This is a genomic window from Acetobacter sp. AAB5, from assembly GCF_050106715.1.
Lineage (GTDB): Bacteria > Pseudomonadota > Alphaproteobacteria > Acetobacterales > Acetobacteraceae > Acetobacter > Acetobacter oryzifermentans.
The window spans coordinates 19,066-32,852 of sequence record NZ_JBNIEW010000017.1 but is presented as its reverse complement, the minus strand read 5'-3'; the positions used below and the strand labels follow the sequence as shown (position 1 = coordinate 32,852).

General features: G+C 52.4%; 11 protein-coding genes. 6 read left to right on the top strand and 5 right to left on the bottom strand.

Annotation, left to right across the window (positions count from 1 at the left end; translation table 11 throughout):
* Positions 1–372 (bottom strand): hypothetical protein (locus tag ACP7IZ_RS12700; protein WP_426849563.1); only part of this gene is annotated, 372 nt, incomplete at its 3' end.
* A 415-nt stretch (positions 373–787) separates the two neighbouring features.
* Here ACP7IZ_RS12700 and ACP7IZ_RS12695 point away from each other — a divergent pair.
* Complete coding sequence (locus tag ACP7IZ_RS12695; RefSeq protein WP_170315289.1) at positions 788–1,462, top strand: ParA family protein; 675 nt, start codon at positions 788–790, stop codon at positions 1,460–1,462.
* Positions 1,459–2,157 (top strand): hypothetical protein, encoded by a 699-nt coding sequence (locus ACP7IZ_RS12690; protein ID WP_019088965.1) that lies wholly within the window; start codon positions 1,459–1,461, stop codon positions 2,155–2,157. The genes ACP7IZ_RS12695 and ACP7IZ_RS12690 overlap by 4 nt, the downstream gene beginning before the upstream one ends.
* A 730-nt stretch (positions 2,158–2,887) precedes the next feature.
* On the opposite strand, the gene ACP7IZ_RS12685 is transcribed toward ACP7IZ_RS12690, so the two are convergent.
* The 3 genes from ACP7IZ_RS12685 to ACP7IZ_RS12675 form a co-directional block, all read right to left on the bottom strand.
* Complete coding sequence (locus tag ACP7IZ_RS12685) at positions 2,888–3,811, bottom strand: replication protein RepA (RefSeq protein WP_006115744.1); 924 nt, start codon at positions 3,809–3,811, stop codon at positions 2,888–2,890.
* A gap of 491 nt (positions 3,812–4,302) precedes the next feature.
* Positions 4,303–5,793, bottom strand: a complete 1,491-nt coding sequence (locus ACP7IZ_RS12680) for a tyrosine-type recombinase/integrase (protein ID WP_006115745.1) — start codon at positions 5,791–5,793, stop codon at positions 4,303–4,305.
* A gap of 840 nt (positions 5,794–6,633) precedes the next feature.
* Complete coding sequence (locus tag ACP7IZ_RS12675) at positions 6,634–8,019, bottom strand: IS1380-like element IS1380A family transposase (RefSeq protein ID WP_006115870.1); 1,386 nt, start codon at positions 8,017–8,019, stop codon at positions 6,634–6,636.
* 670 nt (positions 8,020–8,689) lie between these two features.
* On the opposite strand from ACP7IZ_RS12675, the gene ACP7IZ_RS12670 reads away from it, so the two are divergent.
* Both ACP7IZ_RS12670 and ACP7IZ_RS12665 read left to right on the top strand, forming a co-directional pair.
* Positions 8,690–9,232 carry a phosphate-starvation-inducible PsiE family protein gene (locus ACP7IZ_RS12670; RefSeq protein ID WP_342446845.1) on the top strand — a complete coding sequence of 181 codons (543 nt, stop codon included), beginning with the start codon at positions 8,690–8,692 and terminating at the stop codon, positions 9,230–9,232.
* A protein-coding gene (locus ACP7IZ_RS12665; protein ID WP_245191579.1) for an IS3 family transposase occupies positions 9,114–10,192 on the top strand; the annotation gives its coding sequence in 2 pieces (ribosomal slippage) (positions 9,114–9,297 and positions 9,297–10,192; 1,080 coding nt in all). The genes ACP7IZ_RS12670 and ACP7IZ_RS12665 overlap by 119 nt, the downstream gene beginning before the upstream one ends.
* Here the strand turns inward: ACP7IZ_RS12665 and ACP7IZ_RS12660 are convergent.
* The gene (locus ACP7IZ_RS12660; RefSeq protein ID WP_245191578.1) at positions 10,142–10,861 is read right to left on the bottom strand and encodes an ImuA family protein; all 720 of its coding nucleotides are present in this window, start codon (positions 10,859–10,861) and stop codon (positions 10,142–10,144) included. The genes ACP7IZ_RS12665 and ACP7IZ_RS12660 overlap by 51 nt on opposite strands.
* Positions 10,862–11,146: 285 nt before the next feature.
* Here ACP7IZ_RS12660 and ACP7IZ_RS12655 point away from each other — a divergent pair, with 285 nt between their 5' ends.
* Together ACP7IZ_RS12655 and ACP7IZ_RS12650 are read left to right on the top strand one after the other, a co-directional pair.
* Entirely contained in the window at positions 11,147–11,965 is an 819-nt protein-coding gene (locus ACP7IZ_RS12655; RefSeq protein ID WP_006117367.1) for a YoaK family protein, read from the top strand.
* Positions 11,966–12,010: 45 nt separating this feature from the next.
* Entirely contained in the window at positions 12,011–13,768 is a 1,758-nt protein-coding gene (locus ACP7IZ_RS12650) for an oleate hydratase (protein ID WP_006117366.1), read from the top strand.
* Positions 13,769–13,787 lie beyond the last annotated feature (19 nt).

Sequence of the window (13,787 nt, the reverse complement as noted above, 5' to 3'; positions counted from 1 at the left end):
AAGACTTTCCCATCCCTTGCGCACTTCTTTGCCTGTCGGCGGGAAGAGGTTGTTGGCAAGTTCACCCGCACCAAAACCTGTAAAACGAGCAAGCACGTCCTGCTCTGCCTCAGTGGCGTTTCGATCCTCGCATTCAAGTGTCGCGAGCAGGGCGATCGCTGCGATATTTGCTTCTGCACGCGCTTTCCAGCCTTGAGCCAGACCACGTACGCCATTTAGACGAAAATCCCGCTGTGGAATACGGAAAGGGTGAGGGGAGGGGATGCAGACTTCGGGAATGGGCTGGTCATCGTCTAGAGACCAGAGGGCTGCAAGTTCACCTGACAGCACTGTAGTATCGAACAGATTGAGTTGCGAGGCAGACATGGACATGATGACACACTCCGTTCAAACGGCTTCGCCCGACACCTCTTCTGAGGGTCGGGGGCCTGATTGCTGGGTTGGTCGGGATCAAGTGCAGGACTGGGAGTGTTTACTCTCTCCTTATTCCTTCTCCTTGATACTTTCCTGACAACCGGGCCGGAGTGGGTGGGGCAAGTGCGGCGCTCTGCGCCGGGAGCGGAGCCACGCACAGACCGCGTAGCGGGCGAGCATGGCGAGCACCAACCACTTGCGCCACATGCTCAGGGCTGGTGTATGGTATATTTGACCGCATTATTTTACGCCGTAAAATTTTTACGGTGTAAAAATTCTGGATATATCTATCTGCCTACGTTATGTTTTGCGGGTATACTGCAATTAGGTTACACGTTTTTAGCGTGTTTTTATCTCATGATCTGAGGTCACAATGGTAAGGCCAAAAAACAATCACCGACAATCTATAATAATGCTATCTTCTCCCAAAGGAGGAGTAGGTAAGTCGTCCTTGTCACGAAATATCTTGGTTTTAGCTTCAAGGGCAGGGAAAAATGTACTCGGTCTTGATATGGATAAACAAGCAACTCTAGCCACCTGGGCAGAGCGACGTGAACGCGTCAGAGCTGGAATCTCTGGCGTCTCGGAAATTCCAGTGCGTCGCGTAATGCTAGATGACTGGCGAGGCGCATTGAAAGAAGCGCGTAATTCTACAGCTGACTTTATTGTTATTGATACACCGCCATCAATAGAAATTAATATGACCGCGATTCTCGGACTGTGTGAAGGGGCTGATTTCGTTCTTGTACCTTGCCAACAGACCCAAGATGACTTTGATAGTGTCGCTCCATGGATGCGACATCTGAAACAAAGTGATGTAAAAGCGGCTTTTATTATTAATCGAGCTAATATACGTGCGCGTTCCTACGCGACTATTCGTTCAAAATTAATGAATGTAGGTCCAGTCTGCCCAATAGAAATATCACAAGCTGAAGAAATATCTTTAGCAAATGGTAAAGGGCTTGGAGTGATGGACCTAAGTAAACCGAAAAATGCTGAAGCTTTCGGTGCGTTGTGGGCATACCTAAAGCAGGAGTTGGATTTATGAGCAAAGCAACTTCAAGGCGGGGCGTTTCTCTGCGAGCTCTACAGGATTTGGATGCAGATGAAGTGCCTGCATTCGATGCCCGTCCCCAAGAGTTACGGGAATTAACTATTGTATCATCGGAAACCTTAGAGACTATCAGTAGCGTTTTTTCTGGCACTGAACTGGCAAATGATCAAGCACGTATTCGCGTTATTCTTGAAACTCAACGAGCCGTTAATGCTGCATGGGAAAGGGCTGCGCGTTCATTTTTGGAGATTGGACGGGCATTAAATACGCTCGATAACGTACTTTTTTCTCGAGAAGAAAAAAATCGACTTAAATCAAGCTTCGAAGAATTTTTTCCGTTTTCAGAACCTGTTGCTTCTCAATTTAGACGCATTGCTCATGTCGTAGATAGCGGCCGTCTTGATGAGACTTCTTTGCCTGGCTCATATAGTGCTGCCTATCAATTAAGTCTACTTGCACCAGAAGAGCTCGATATTGCTCGCGCGCAAGGTCTTGTGGGTCCAAACACTTCAAGGTCAGCCATCATTGCTTTTCGTAAATCAATCAAACGGAATATTTCGCATGTTGATTTTGCTGCATTATCTACTGAGGCTCGGCGATTAAAATCTACCCGAAGGCATATGCTTGAGCAGCTAATCGCGATAAGAACTCGTCTCAAAGAAATCCAAACATTACTTGATGAGGATTAATAAGCTCATTCATTTATTGCGAATAGAAAGCATAATTCTAGATGAATCCGCTACGTTTTGTAAGCATATACATATTCATACAAGTCGTAGCGGGAATTCAAATATTGTCTTACTGATGTCGGAGTATTTCCTATTAAATTAACAGGAGTAATCATCGTGACAAACTCGTTAAAAACTAACATTTGGAGGGATAGCAAGACTATAGTTTAGTGCTTCTGGCTTCTCATTTCAGGTTTCTAACATATCATTCGATGGACTACGGGCTGTTTTTGGCGCAGCAACTTGAACTGCGAGGATTTTGTGCTTTCTCTTGCGATCCGCAGGGCTAATTCTCTCGAGAAAAAGAGAAACGGTGCGCTATTATGGGTAGTAAGAGCAAGCTGATCTTTATGGAAAGCCCGTTATGATAAGATGCATGCGGATAAATAGTCATGCCTGTGATTTCTGGTTAAAAAAATGTATGTTAACGGAGGATTGGATAATGGACTTTCCAATGCTGATCCCTCATTGTGGACAGAGTCCAAAAATAATTCAAAAATGAATGGTAATGTTTAGATGTGACGAAAGTTTCTTAGAAATTGATCTTATTACGGTAAGAAATTTACGTTCGTAATAAGGATTGGACTCTGTCCACAAAGTTTGCAAAAATTTTAATTTGCGCTTATCGAAAAGTAGTTAATCTAAAATCTTCCTGCAATACTAATATATTTTTTCTTATTAACATGTAAATTTACTTTCCAATTCGCTTTTCGGGAATTGGAGGTGGAGAAGGATAAAGAATGATTCCATATTTATCGTCCATTTGTACCTTAGCTTCCGGGTAGACTGAGAGAGCAATTTTAAGCGGAGTAACAATGTCTTTTTTAAAATATCGTAATTCTTTATATTCCGGGCCGAACTGATTTTTTAACGTATTCCAACTTAAAGTAAGCGGATCGTTAAGTACATGTAATCTGTACGCCAACCAGATATAAATATCGATAGCCTTAGATTTATTAGATATTTGTCGAATTGCGATTTCACGAAGAGGAAGTGGATGTTCAATAAGGCTCTCATAAAAGCCTTCATCTAGTCTTACGGCTTCTTTCCAAAATGATAGTTGGTTTCCATTTTCAGATTCAACTGGCATGATGGCGTCACGGACAAACGCACCGTTAGTTATAATTTCTGCACCAGCATTTATTCTAGTGAACGTCAAACGGCATCGACTAATACGATTAGCTTGATCTCTGACGGCAATATAGGTTTTGCCACCAACTGAAACACCCATTGCTTTTAACCAAGCATTCATGCTGGATCCGAGCTCGACTTCTCTGGATCTGGTTCTTACAGCTTGTGTTTGTAGATATAGAAGGATAAGTCTAGCCATTGCGCCAAATGGCACGCCTACGGCTTTATTTTCTTTATCTAAGCCACTTTCTACTAGAAGTTGAATTGAACCTCCTTCGCGGCGCCAAATAGATTCTGAGATTTTTTTATGTGGTAAAGCGGCCATTGCAAATCCTGCATGAGCTATACCAATAGCCTGATCTTCATCAGACATTACTTCATGAGCGGCTTCGACACACAGACGTTGCGTTTTATCCTCAAGTGAGGCTAATCGCCGCATTTCTTCAACGCCAAATCTGTCTAGTAAGCTATGAATCTGTCCCATACTTGAACAATGTCATAAGGAAAATTTGTTCGTCAATTTGGACTTTGTCCACGAGAAGGAATTTGGACTCTGTCCACGGTTCTTTGGACTCTGTCCGCAAAAGCTATTTGTTATTATTTGATTCTTTATTAGTTTATGTGTGGGCAAAGTCCAAGGGATAAGCCCATTATCGTGGAGAGAGTCCAAACTTATCGCGGGTAGAGTCCAAAGGATAAGATTTGGTGCGTAAACTAGATTGTGGATAAGTCCGCTTGATAAAAGTTGGACATCGTGGAAAGAGTCCAATGAAACCGAAGGGTCACGGATATATTTTATACCCGTGGAGAGAGTCCAAATTACCTCCAATACGAGTCGGCTCCCAAAAAGCAGGAATTACTGTGAGTGTAAAAATTCTTCATGCATCGATTTTAGATATCTGAATTTTGAAATATCAGGCGACGGCCTTTCTTCGTTTTTGAGATTAGGAAAGGCAGAATTAAGCCTATATCGATTCAAAACCGACTTTTTCCTGGATGTCGGGTTAGGGCCTGATCATCCTCAATATAAGCTTCCAGGACTCGGTAATCCCGGTGACGCGAGAAACGCTTGAGCGCCATCAGATCGTAATTGTCTTGCGCCCCCGTCGTGATGGCCCCACGACGCAGACTATGTCCGCTAAAGTCTCCTTCGAGGCCGGCGGCAAGGCATCGTTGTTTGATGATCTTGGCCACAGACCAGTCAGAGAGACTTTGTGTGCCAATTTTCGGGAGAGGGGGTGACACACCTGGTTTCGAGGCCGCAGGAGACCAGATGCGTGGAAAGGCCGCAGTCGTGGAATGGTCGTTTGCCGTTTTCTTGCGCGGTTTAAGACCCGATAGCCGTAACCACGTCTCCCACGCACGAACTGGACAAAAGCGCGTAATACCACGGGGAATGGCGACCACAGTGCCCTTGTTCTGCTTATCGCCCTTGGATTGAGGGAGCGTAATCCGCATGCAGTCATCATCCAGAGTGACGTATTCAAGCCGAATAGACGCCAACTCCGAGCGTCGTAACGCCCCACCATAGCCGATCAGGAGGATTGCTCGATCGCGTGCGTCTACCAATGTGGTCATCGGGATTGCATCAATCACTTCGCACATCATGTCCCATGTCAGACCTTTGACCTGCCGCGGCATTTCCTTGCCAGGAGATCGATGGATACCAGCCACTGTTTCCGTGACCAAAGCCTGGGCAGTCGGGATAGGAAGTTGAGCGATGTGATGGAGGTAGCGAAGTGCTGCACGATGCAGTTCGATCGTCGTCGGCTTGCGACCACGGAGCGCAAGATCTGCGAGATAGGTCGCCACATCTGTGCTGCGTGCGGGCAGGGCAGGGAGACCATGACGGTTTGTCCAGGCACACCATCCCTTAATAGCTGAACGATAGGCGCGCCGCGTATTTGCGGACTTGCCATGTTGCACGAATGCTCCCACAGCTGCTTGCGATGTTTCAAGCCGCCCATCGTGCTCTGGTATATCGATTTCGCACAATGCTGAAAACCAGCGTGTTACGTTGGCTGGAGCCTGCCCGATAGGTGCGGGAGGCAGAATCTTTGAAGTGTCTTCTTTCTCGGCTCGTGGGCCACTGTTACTGCTGATCTTGGATGACACCAATGTGGCAACGAACGCCAGCTTTTCGCAGTCAATTTCCAACGCCAGTTCGATCTGATAGCCAGAAGGCAAAGTAGGAAAGGTCGCCTTGACAGCTTCTCCTGCAGCGGCGGCATGTTCCGCATGGCGGGGCAATTCGGTATCTGGCAGGAAGGATCCATCGGGAAGTGCACTGCCGGCGATCAGCACAGGAAGCGGTGGGGAAAAATGTGCCGTCGAGAGAATAGGCCGCAAAACATCAATTGAGGCCTGGGGATCATTCAGACGTTGGCAGGTCAGACGATCTACCTGCTCAAGAACATAAGAACGTAAAACCGGCCAGGAGCCAGTTATATGCAGGGTATCAAGCATGACTCGTTATTCTAATGATCTTGGGAGATTAGACCAGAAGTAAACTTGTTTTCGAAGTTCTCTCTGAAACTTTGAGATTCAGAAAATCTGTTCAAACAGTTTCTTGTCTCTTCATCCGATAGCCTGCGATACCCTTGATATTCCTAGGTTGCTCCATCACCCGTATAATGAGGAAATTTCTATATCTTTGGACCACTTGACGAGGGAAAAATCCCTTCCAATCTTAGGTGTGTCAGACGCCTTCGGGTCTGACCTTAAGCGTCCTGAGCTAAACGATTGAGATCCATGTTGCTTTAATAGGAGGATATGGATGTCGAAACTGAAAAGACTCTATTTACGCTATCGCTGCTTTCTGCGTACGGTTTCTCGGAAAAGGCGCAACCGATTGGATGGAGGCGTGTGATGATAACATGTCCCATCTTTGGTGATGATGTGCTGGAAGAGCGTGTCATCTCCTTGTTTCGCCGTCTGGGCCATGATGGACGGGGCGTAACTCTGACATCACTCCAGACCTATACCGGCGTCCTTGGGACTAGACTTCGTGCCTTGCTGGCAAGTCTCGTCCAGAGGGGTAAACTTGCCCCAGCTGGGTGCGATCCTCTGGCTTCTGATTTTGCGTTCCGTTTGCCATTATCTGCAAAAAACGCGCGATCGACGCTGATTTCTCACACTTGAGGCAATTTCGGGTTATTTTGTAGAATTCAGTCATCCCACAGGAGCCCGATCTGGAATATTGACGATATTGTGCTTCTGGCGGCGGGTTCTGAACGCAGTGAGGGTGTCACGGCCTGAGAAGGCAGTGTTGGTGGAAGCTATGTGGTCTGTGCACTGTCTGTTTCTTCAGATGGCCTGCCGGAGCCTTCGCAATCGTGCATGAGCGAGGGCGAATTCATGCTGACAGGGGAACATGTCCGGCATGGACAGGACAATCCGACGGACGCTGAGCGTTACACGTGTCGCGATTTTGAGCAGTCGTGCGCGTATGGTGCCACAGGTCGCCGTCTCCAGGCTGGTCTGGCCAAGGGCCAGTCTTTGCAGAGCGATCAGCAGGACATAGGCTGCGGCCGAGAACCACAGCCGGAGCTGGTTGGCCCGGATGGTGTGGGACGAGGTCCTGTCTGAGAACAGATCCATCTGGCATTCCTTGATGCGGTTTTCCATATCCCCGCGTGCGCAGTAAATCTGTTCGTAGAGATGGCGGGGGTCGGACATTCCCTGCGGTAGCGTGGTGACAATGAAGCGATGATAGCGGTTGCCGTGGCGCCATTCGGCCTTGGCCACGACCCGCCTGCGGCGCGTCCAGCTGTCCTTTGTGATCCAGTCAAAGGAGGCGAAACCGCGCGCAGCTCTGCCTGTCGTGGCGGCTTCGTCACGAACCTCAGCGGACAAAGAGGCAATCCGGTCATACAGGCGGGTGTTGCCTGCAAGCCCGAACAGGAAGTCAACGTGGTTGTCTTCGCACCATGTCATCAGACTGTCCCGGGCGAAACCGCTGTCCCCACGCACCAGGATACGCACCCGGGGCCAACGGCTCCTGATCTGCTCCACGATCCGGCGGATGTCTGCCAGTGCTTCCTTCCCCGGGTCCCTGTCTGCCGTGCGCAGGGTAGCGCTGAGGAGATGATCCCCGCAAAAGATGTATAGCGGCAGATAGCAGTTATGGCCGTAATACCCATGAAAGGCACGGCCTTCCTGATGGCCATGGATACGGTCATCGGTGGCATCCACATCCAGAACGATGCGGGCGGGTGCGCGCTCATGCTGGTCCAGAAAGAGCGTGACGAACAGGGTCGCCAGGGCCTCATGATCAGCAATGATCCGACAGTAACGATCTGCCTTGTGCCCACTGCGCTCCAACCGGTTCAGTGTAGATTTGCCAGCCAATGCTGCGCAGTTTGCCCGGCCTCCTGACAGACGGCCCGAGGCCAGACCAAAGATCAGGTCATGCCGCAGGGCATCGTGATCATTGAGATCTTCATAGCCCAGTGCCAGGCCCATGATCCGCTGACGGACAAGGTCTTCAACCCGGTATTCCACAAAGGCAGGATGCCGCTTATCGCGAAAACAGGCAGCAAAGCGGCGGCTGAGACCCAGAATGTCATCAGCCTGCTTCACCAGAATGACGCCCCCATCCGAACTCATGCACCCCCCGTCAAAACGGGCCACAACACGCCGTCCACAGGAGGCTGGAAACTCATACGCGCCTGCGCTACACTCTGTCTGCATCGGGTTTTCTTGATGATTATGGAAATTTCTTTTCTACAAAACAGACTTTTTCATAATCTAACCCGATGTACAACCCTTCTGTGAGATTTCCGCGTCGACATCGATAGCGGCGTAAAACGTAAACGTACATCCTATCTCAAAGATGCCGTTTTCGTCTGGGTTTTTATTAAAACGAGAGGGCTGCTGGGCCTTCCATAAAAGGCCCCGTGTTTCGGAATATTGTATTCAAGATAGAGGGAAAGGGAGATGTCGAGCATAATCCATTTGCTTAACCTCGTAGCGCTCCGACAATATTGGAATAATTACGATTTTGTATCGAATTCATTGGGAATGATAGAGCCATCATTATCGTTTCCTGAGAGAAAGTGCGGCTTGAGGGGTAGTCAACCCCTTAGGAGAGCACATGGGACTGCATGGAAATCGGTGCCCATATCAGCCGGATCCAGAGGTTCGGCGAGTTTCTCCTTGTCAGGATCAACAGGTAATTTATCTGCATCTGAAGTCGACATTAGCCGTTAGCGTAGTCTCTTCTCGTAAGAAAAAGAGAGGTAACTCAAATAGTCAATAAGCGATCGTGGTCCGGTTCATGTCCTGAGTGAGGACGCTCAAGATTATTGAAAGAAAAGCCAAACACTTAAAACTATATCAATTATCTGATGGGAAAACGGTTATGGAAGAAATCTCCATGAAACGTTCCTGGCACAGCAGGGATTGGTCGCGTCTGGTCAGGCTGTTTAATGGTCTGACATTCTATGAACGCTTTGAACAGGCCATTATTCTGATACTGATTGCCCTCATCATGCTTGTCACTGCCATAGCGACAGTTCATCTGATCAGCGCGGTCTGGCATCTGATCGTTGACATCGGGATCGATCCCATCAAGCAGGAGATCTTTCAGGAAATTTTTGGTGCGATCTTTACCGTCATTATTGCCCTTGAATTTAAACATTCCCTGCTTGTCGTTCTGGCCCAGCACGAGAATGGACTTGTAACGGTTTTGTGCCGGTCATCTGAGCGTTTTAAGCTCGTATCAGGAGACCGACGGAACCATGAAGCATACGGAAGATTTCAAGCGCGAGGCCGTAAGGATTGCGTTGAGCAGTGGGTTGTCACGCACGCGTGTTGCGGCCGATCTGGGTATTGGCAAATCCACTCTGGCGAAATGGATAGTGAATTATCGTCCGGACGAGCCGGCATCAGGGCCTCAGGCTGATCTGGCCCGCGAGAATGAACGTCTTCGCCTGGAGAACCGGATTTTACGGGAGGAGAGGGAAATCCTAAAAAAAGCTACCCAGTTCTTCGCGAGACAAAAGCCATGAGGTTCGCCTTCATCCACGGACATCGGCATGAATGGCCAATCGAGAGGCTGTGCCAGGTCTTGCGGGTCTCTGCACGGGGGTACCGGGCCTGGACATCCCGACCGGCCTGCCAGCGCCAACGTACCGATCTGAAGGTGCTGACGCATATCCGTGAGCATTTTGCCCTGAGCAACGGGTCCTACGGACGGCCGCGCATGACCATGGAACTCAGGGAAGCCGGACTTGATGTCGGGGAACGTCGCGTTGGCCGCCTCATGAAGGCCAACGGGATCCGGCCCGTGCGCACCCGTCGCCACAAGATGACGACCGACAGCCACCACCAGTCTGACATTGCGGCCAACCTTCTGGACGGTAATTTCCTTGCTGAAGGCCCCAACCGGAAATGGGCGGGAGATATCAGTTATATCTGGACTGCCGAGGGCTGGCTCTACCTCGCTGTCGTCATCGATCTGTTCAGTCGTCGCGTAATCGGGTGGGCCGCGAGCGATCGAATGAAAAAGGATCTGGCCATCCGTGCCTTGGATATGGCGGTAAGGCTGCGTAACCCGGCGCCCGGCTGCATTTTCCACTCCGATCGTGGCAGCCAGTATGGCTCCCATGATTTCCAGAAAAAGCTGCTGGCCCATGGGCTGCTGGCTTCAATGTCCGGAAAGGGAAACTGTTTTGACAACGCTGCCGTCGAAACATTTTTCAAAAGCCTGAAGGCGGAGTGGCTCTGGAGACAGAACTGGCCAACCCGCCGTCAGGCTACCACCGCCATCTTCCAGTATATCAATGGTTTCTACAATCCACGTCGACGCCATTCATATCTGGGCGGTATCAGCCCACTCGCTTTTGAAGCAAGAGTGGCATAAGCACTTCCTGACCGGCACAAAACCGTTACAAGTCCAGATGAGTTCCAGCAACCAGCGTGGTCTTCCCACGCCGGGTACCGGCAGCGGCACGGATGGCAGGACGGAGACCCGCCAGCGGGTCACACTGGCAGTGGGCTGGCCGAAATCCGCCGCATCCGTCTGCCGTCGCCAGCGTCGGATGGCGATGCCAAGAGAGCCGGACGTTTCGGCCGCCAGTTGCAGGCGACGTGAGGCCGTCATGGACAGACGCGCCACCTCGGCGACCACGGCCCCGAGGCCACCATGCCGCAGCCCCTCCTCGAAACAGGCCAGCACATCGACGTCCGAGCCTGCCTCGACAAAAATGGTCCGCCGTGCGGATAGCCCGACCTGTTTCAGGGAAGGGGCGAACACATCCTGACGGGTGACGATCCAGAGCACCTTACCGCGCGTGCGGGCCGCGATCCCGGCGCAGAACTGACCGGCGGCCGCACTGTGCAGCGCATCGTTGCCGCCGCCCGCCACCTCGTGCAGCGCGCCCAGCGCCAGACCGCCTCCCGGCAGACGACTGTCGATCTCGCGTACGCCAAAGGGCAGCACCTTGCGGCGCCGGTCGCTGTGACCTTCGAGACGGCTGATCGCCGCCCGAAGCGTCTCCAGGCCAGGTTTTTTCTGGGTTTCAGCAGTCATGTCACGGCTCGGTGTTCCTTGTGCAGGCAAATTTCCTGATTTTATGTTCCTTATTTGTTCTTTATTGGTGTGGGGAGTCAACATTCATCTTTCGGAGCAGCGTATCGCGCCACATCTGTGGCAATTCACAATCCGGGAAGATATCGTCCTAAGAAATTGAAAACAGGACGCTTTGTCGAAAGAGGGCGGGCTGTTACCATCCCGCTCATAAAAAAGATCGCTGTCCGGGGAAACCGATAAACACGGAGTCCCCCCTCATGCGGTCAGTCACGACGGGAGGCACAGGTGCTTGTTCACGAGGGCTCGGAGCGCAACGCCAGCATCGACAGGCGTCTGGGCTGTACGCTGGCGGCCATCGCCGGTGCAGTGAACGCTGCCGGGGTTCTGGCCGTAGGCTATTATTCGGCCAATATGACAGGCAATGTCTCCGCACTGGCGAGTGGCCTGCATGAAGGGCGCATGGAACTGGTCCTGTCCTGCTGCGGTCTGATACTGGCCTTCGTCGCCGGCGCGGTGCTGTCCGCGCTGCTGGTCAATGCGGGCCGTCGCCACAACCTGCCGTCGATCTACGCACGGAGCATTCTGCTGGAAGCCTGCCTGCTTGGGCTTCTGGGGGCTGTGGATTTTCTGTTTTCGGCCCAGCCACGGGATCCGGTGCTGGCCTACGGGCTGAGTTTCCTCATGGGGCTCCAGAACGCCACGGTCACACGCATTTCCGGGGCGCGTGTCCGCACCACCCATATGACAGGAATGCTCACCGATGTGGGGCTGGAACTGGCGGACTGGCTGGAAGGGTTTTTCCATCCGGTTGACCCGGCCCGACGGACCGGTACGCGCGAACGCCTGGGTCTGCATGCCGCCATCGTGCTGTCCTTCACGCTGGGCGGCGTGGCCGGCGCCTTTCTGTATGGCTGGTGGTCCGGTCTGTTTCTTCTGGTTCTGGCGGGGCTTCTGGCCTGCCTTTCCCTGCCGGGCGCGCTGTCGCATGAGCCTGTGGTGGAGCATAAACCGGCACCGGTCCCCTCTTGCGGGGAGAGGTATTCCTGTTTACAGCACTTGATACATCGCAAGGACAGATCGGGTCATTGGGGGTCGTATGAATAGCAATGCCGCCCGCCATCGGCCCTTTTCCGGAAAAGGACACGCGCCATGAGATATGCCCACAGCAATTATGAGGCTTTTGTCCAACCCCCTGCGCCACAGGATATGGCAGGATGGTCAGCGTGGATCGTGGGCGGAGGACTGGCGGGCATGGCGGCGGCGGCGTTCCTGATCCGGGATGCAGGCATGACGCCTTCAGCCATCACCATTCTTGAAGCCTCGGACAGCGACGGCGGCGCGCTGGACGGAGCGGGGAATGCGGAGACCGGCTGGCTGATCCGCGGCGGTCGGGAGATGGAAGAGCAGTTCCAGTGTCTGTGGGATCTGTACCGTTCCATTCCGTCTCTGGAAATTCCCGGCGCATCGGTGCTGGATGAGGTCTGGCAGGTCAATCAGGCCGATCCATCCACCAGTCCGATCCGCGCCATGTGTAATCAAGGGCAGCCCCTCGCTGATCGTGACAGGCTGACGCTCACGGGAAAGGCGCGACGCGAGATCATTACCCTCATTCTGACCGATGAGGACGAACTGGCGGGAAAGACGATCGCGGATGTGCTGTCCGGCGATTTCATGGCTTCGAACTTCTGGCTGTTCTGGCGGTCGATGTTTGCGTTCGAGACCTGGCACAGCGCTATTGAGATGAAGCGTTACCTCGCACGGTTCGTGCATCAGATTCTCGGACTGAAGGATCTGCATACGCTGAAGTTCACCAGATACAACCAACAGGAATCCCTGAGCCAACCACTGGCCACATGGCTTGCCGATCAGGGCGTCGTGTTCCGTCATGGCGTGAAGGTGACAAATGTTGCTGTTGATGTTTCTGGCGGAAAGAAAGTTGCGACCCATCTCGACTGGCTGGACAATGGCGCGTCCGCCGGTGTTGATCTTGGGCCAGAGGAACTGGTGTTCGTGACCAACGGTTCCATGGTGGAGAATTCGCGCTGGGGCGACCATCATACACCTGCGCCGATTGACACGGCTATCGAAGAGGGGAGCATCTGGCAGCTCTGGCGGAATATCGCAGCGCAGGATTCCGCATTCGGCAACCCGGATGTTTTCTGTGGCGATACAACAAAATCCCGCTGGCTGTCGGCAACCGTTACGACCCGGGATGCGCGGATTCCTGAGCTTGTAAAGCGGATTACGGGGCGTGATCCGTTTTCTGGGAAAATCATCACGGGTGGCCCGGTCACGATTGCCGATTCATCCTGGCTGATGAGCTGGGTGGTCAGCCGTCAGCCCCATTTCAAAGGGCAGCCCGAAAGTCAGGTGGTGGCCTGGCTCTATGGTCTGTTCAGTGACGTGCCGGGTGATTACGTGAAAAAGCCCATGCAGGACTGCACGGGGGAGGAAATCACCCGTGAGTGGCTGTTCCATATGGGCGTGCCGATGGACCAGATCGACGATATGGCAGCGACAGGGGCGACGACGCGTCCGTGCATGATGCCGTTCATCACGGCGCAGTTCATGCCGCGCGCACCGGCGGACCGGCCGAACGTGGTGCCGGATGGAAGCGTCAACCTGGCCTTTCTGGGGCAGTTCACCGAAACGCCACGCGATACGGTCTTCACCACGGAATATTCCGTCCGCACGGCGATGGAGGCGGTCTATACGCTGTGTGGCGTCAGGCGGGCTGTGCCGGAAGTGTCGGGCGGCATTTTCGATGTCCGGATGCTGCTACAGGCGGCAGCGGAACTGCGGGACGGAGAGAAGGTACCGGCGTCGGGGCTGATCCGGCATCTGACGCACGGAACGGAGATTGACGATCTGCTGGAGCGCTACGGGCTGGTTTGGGGGGTAAACTGAAGGTCGGCTTTGGGGCATC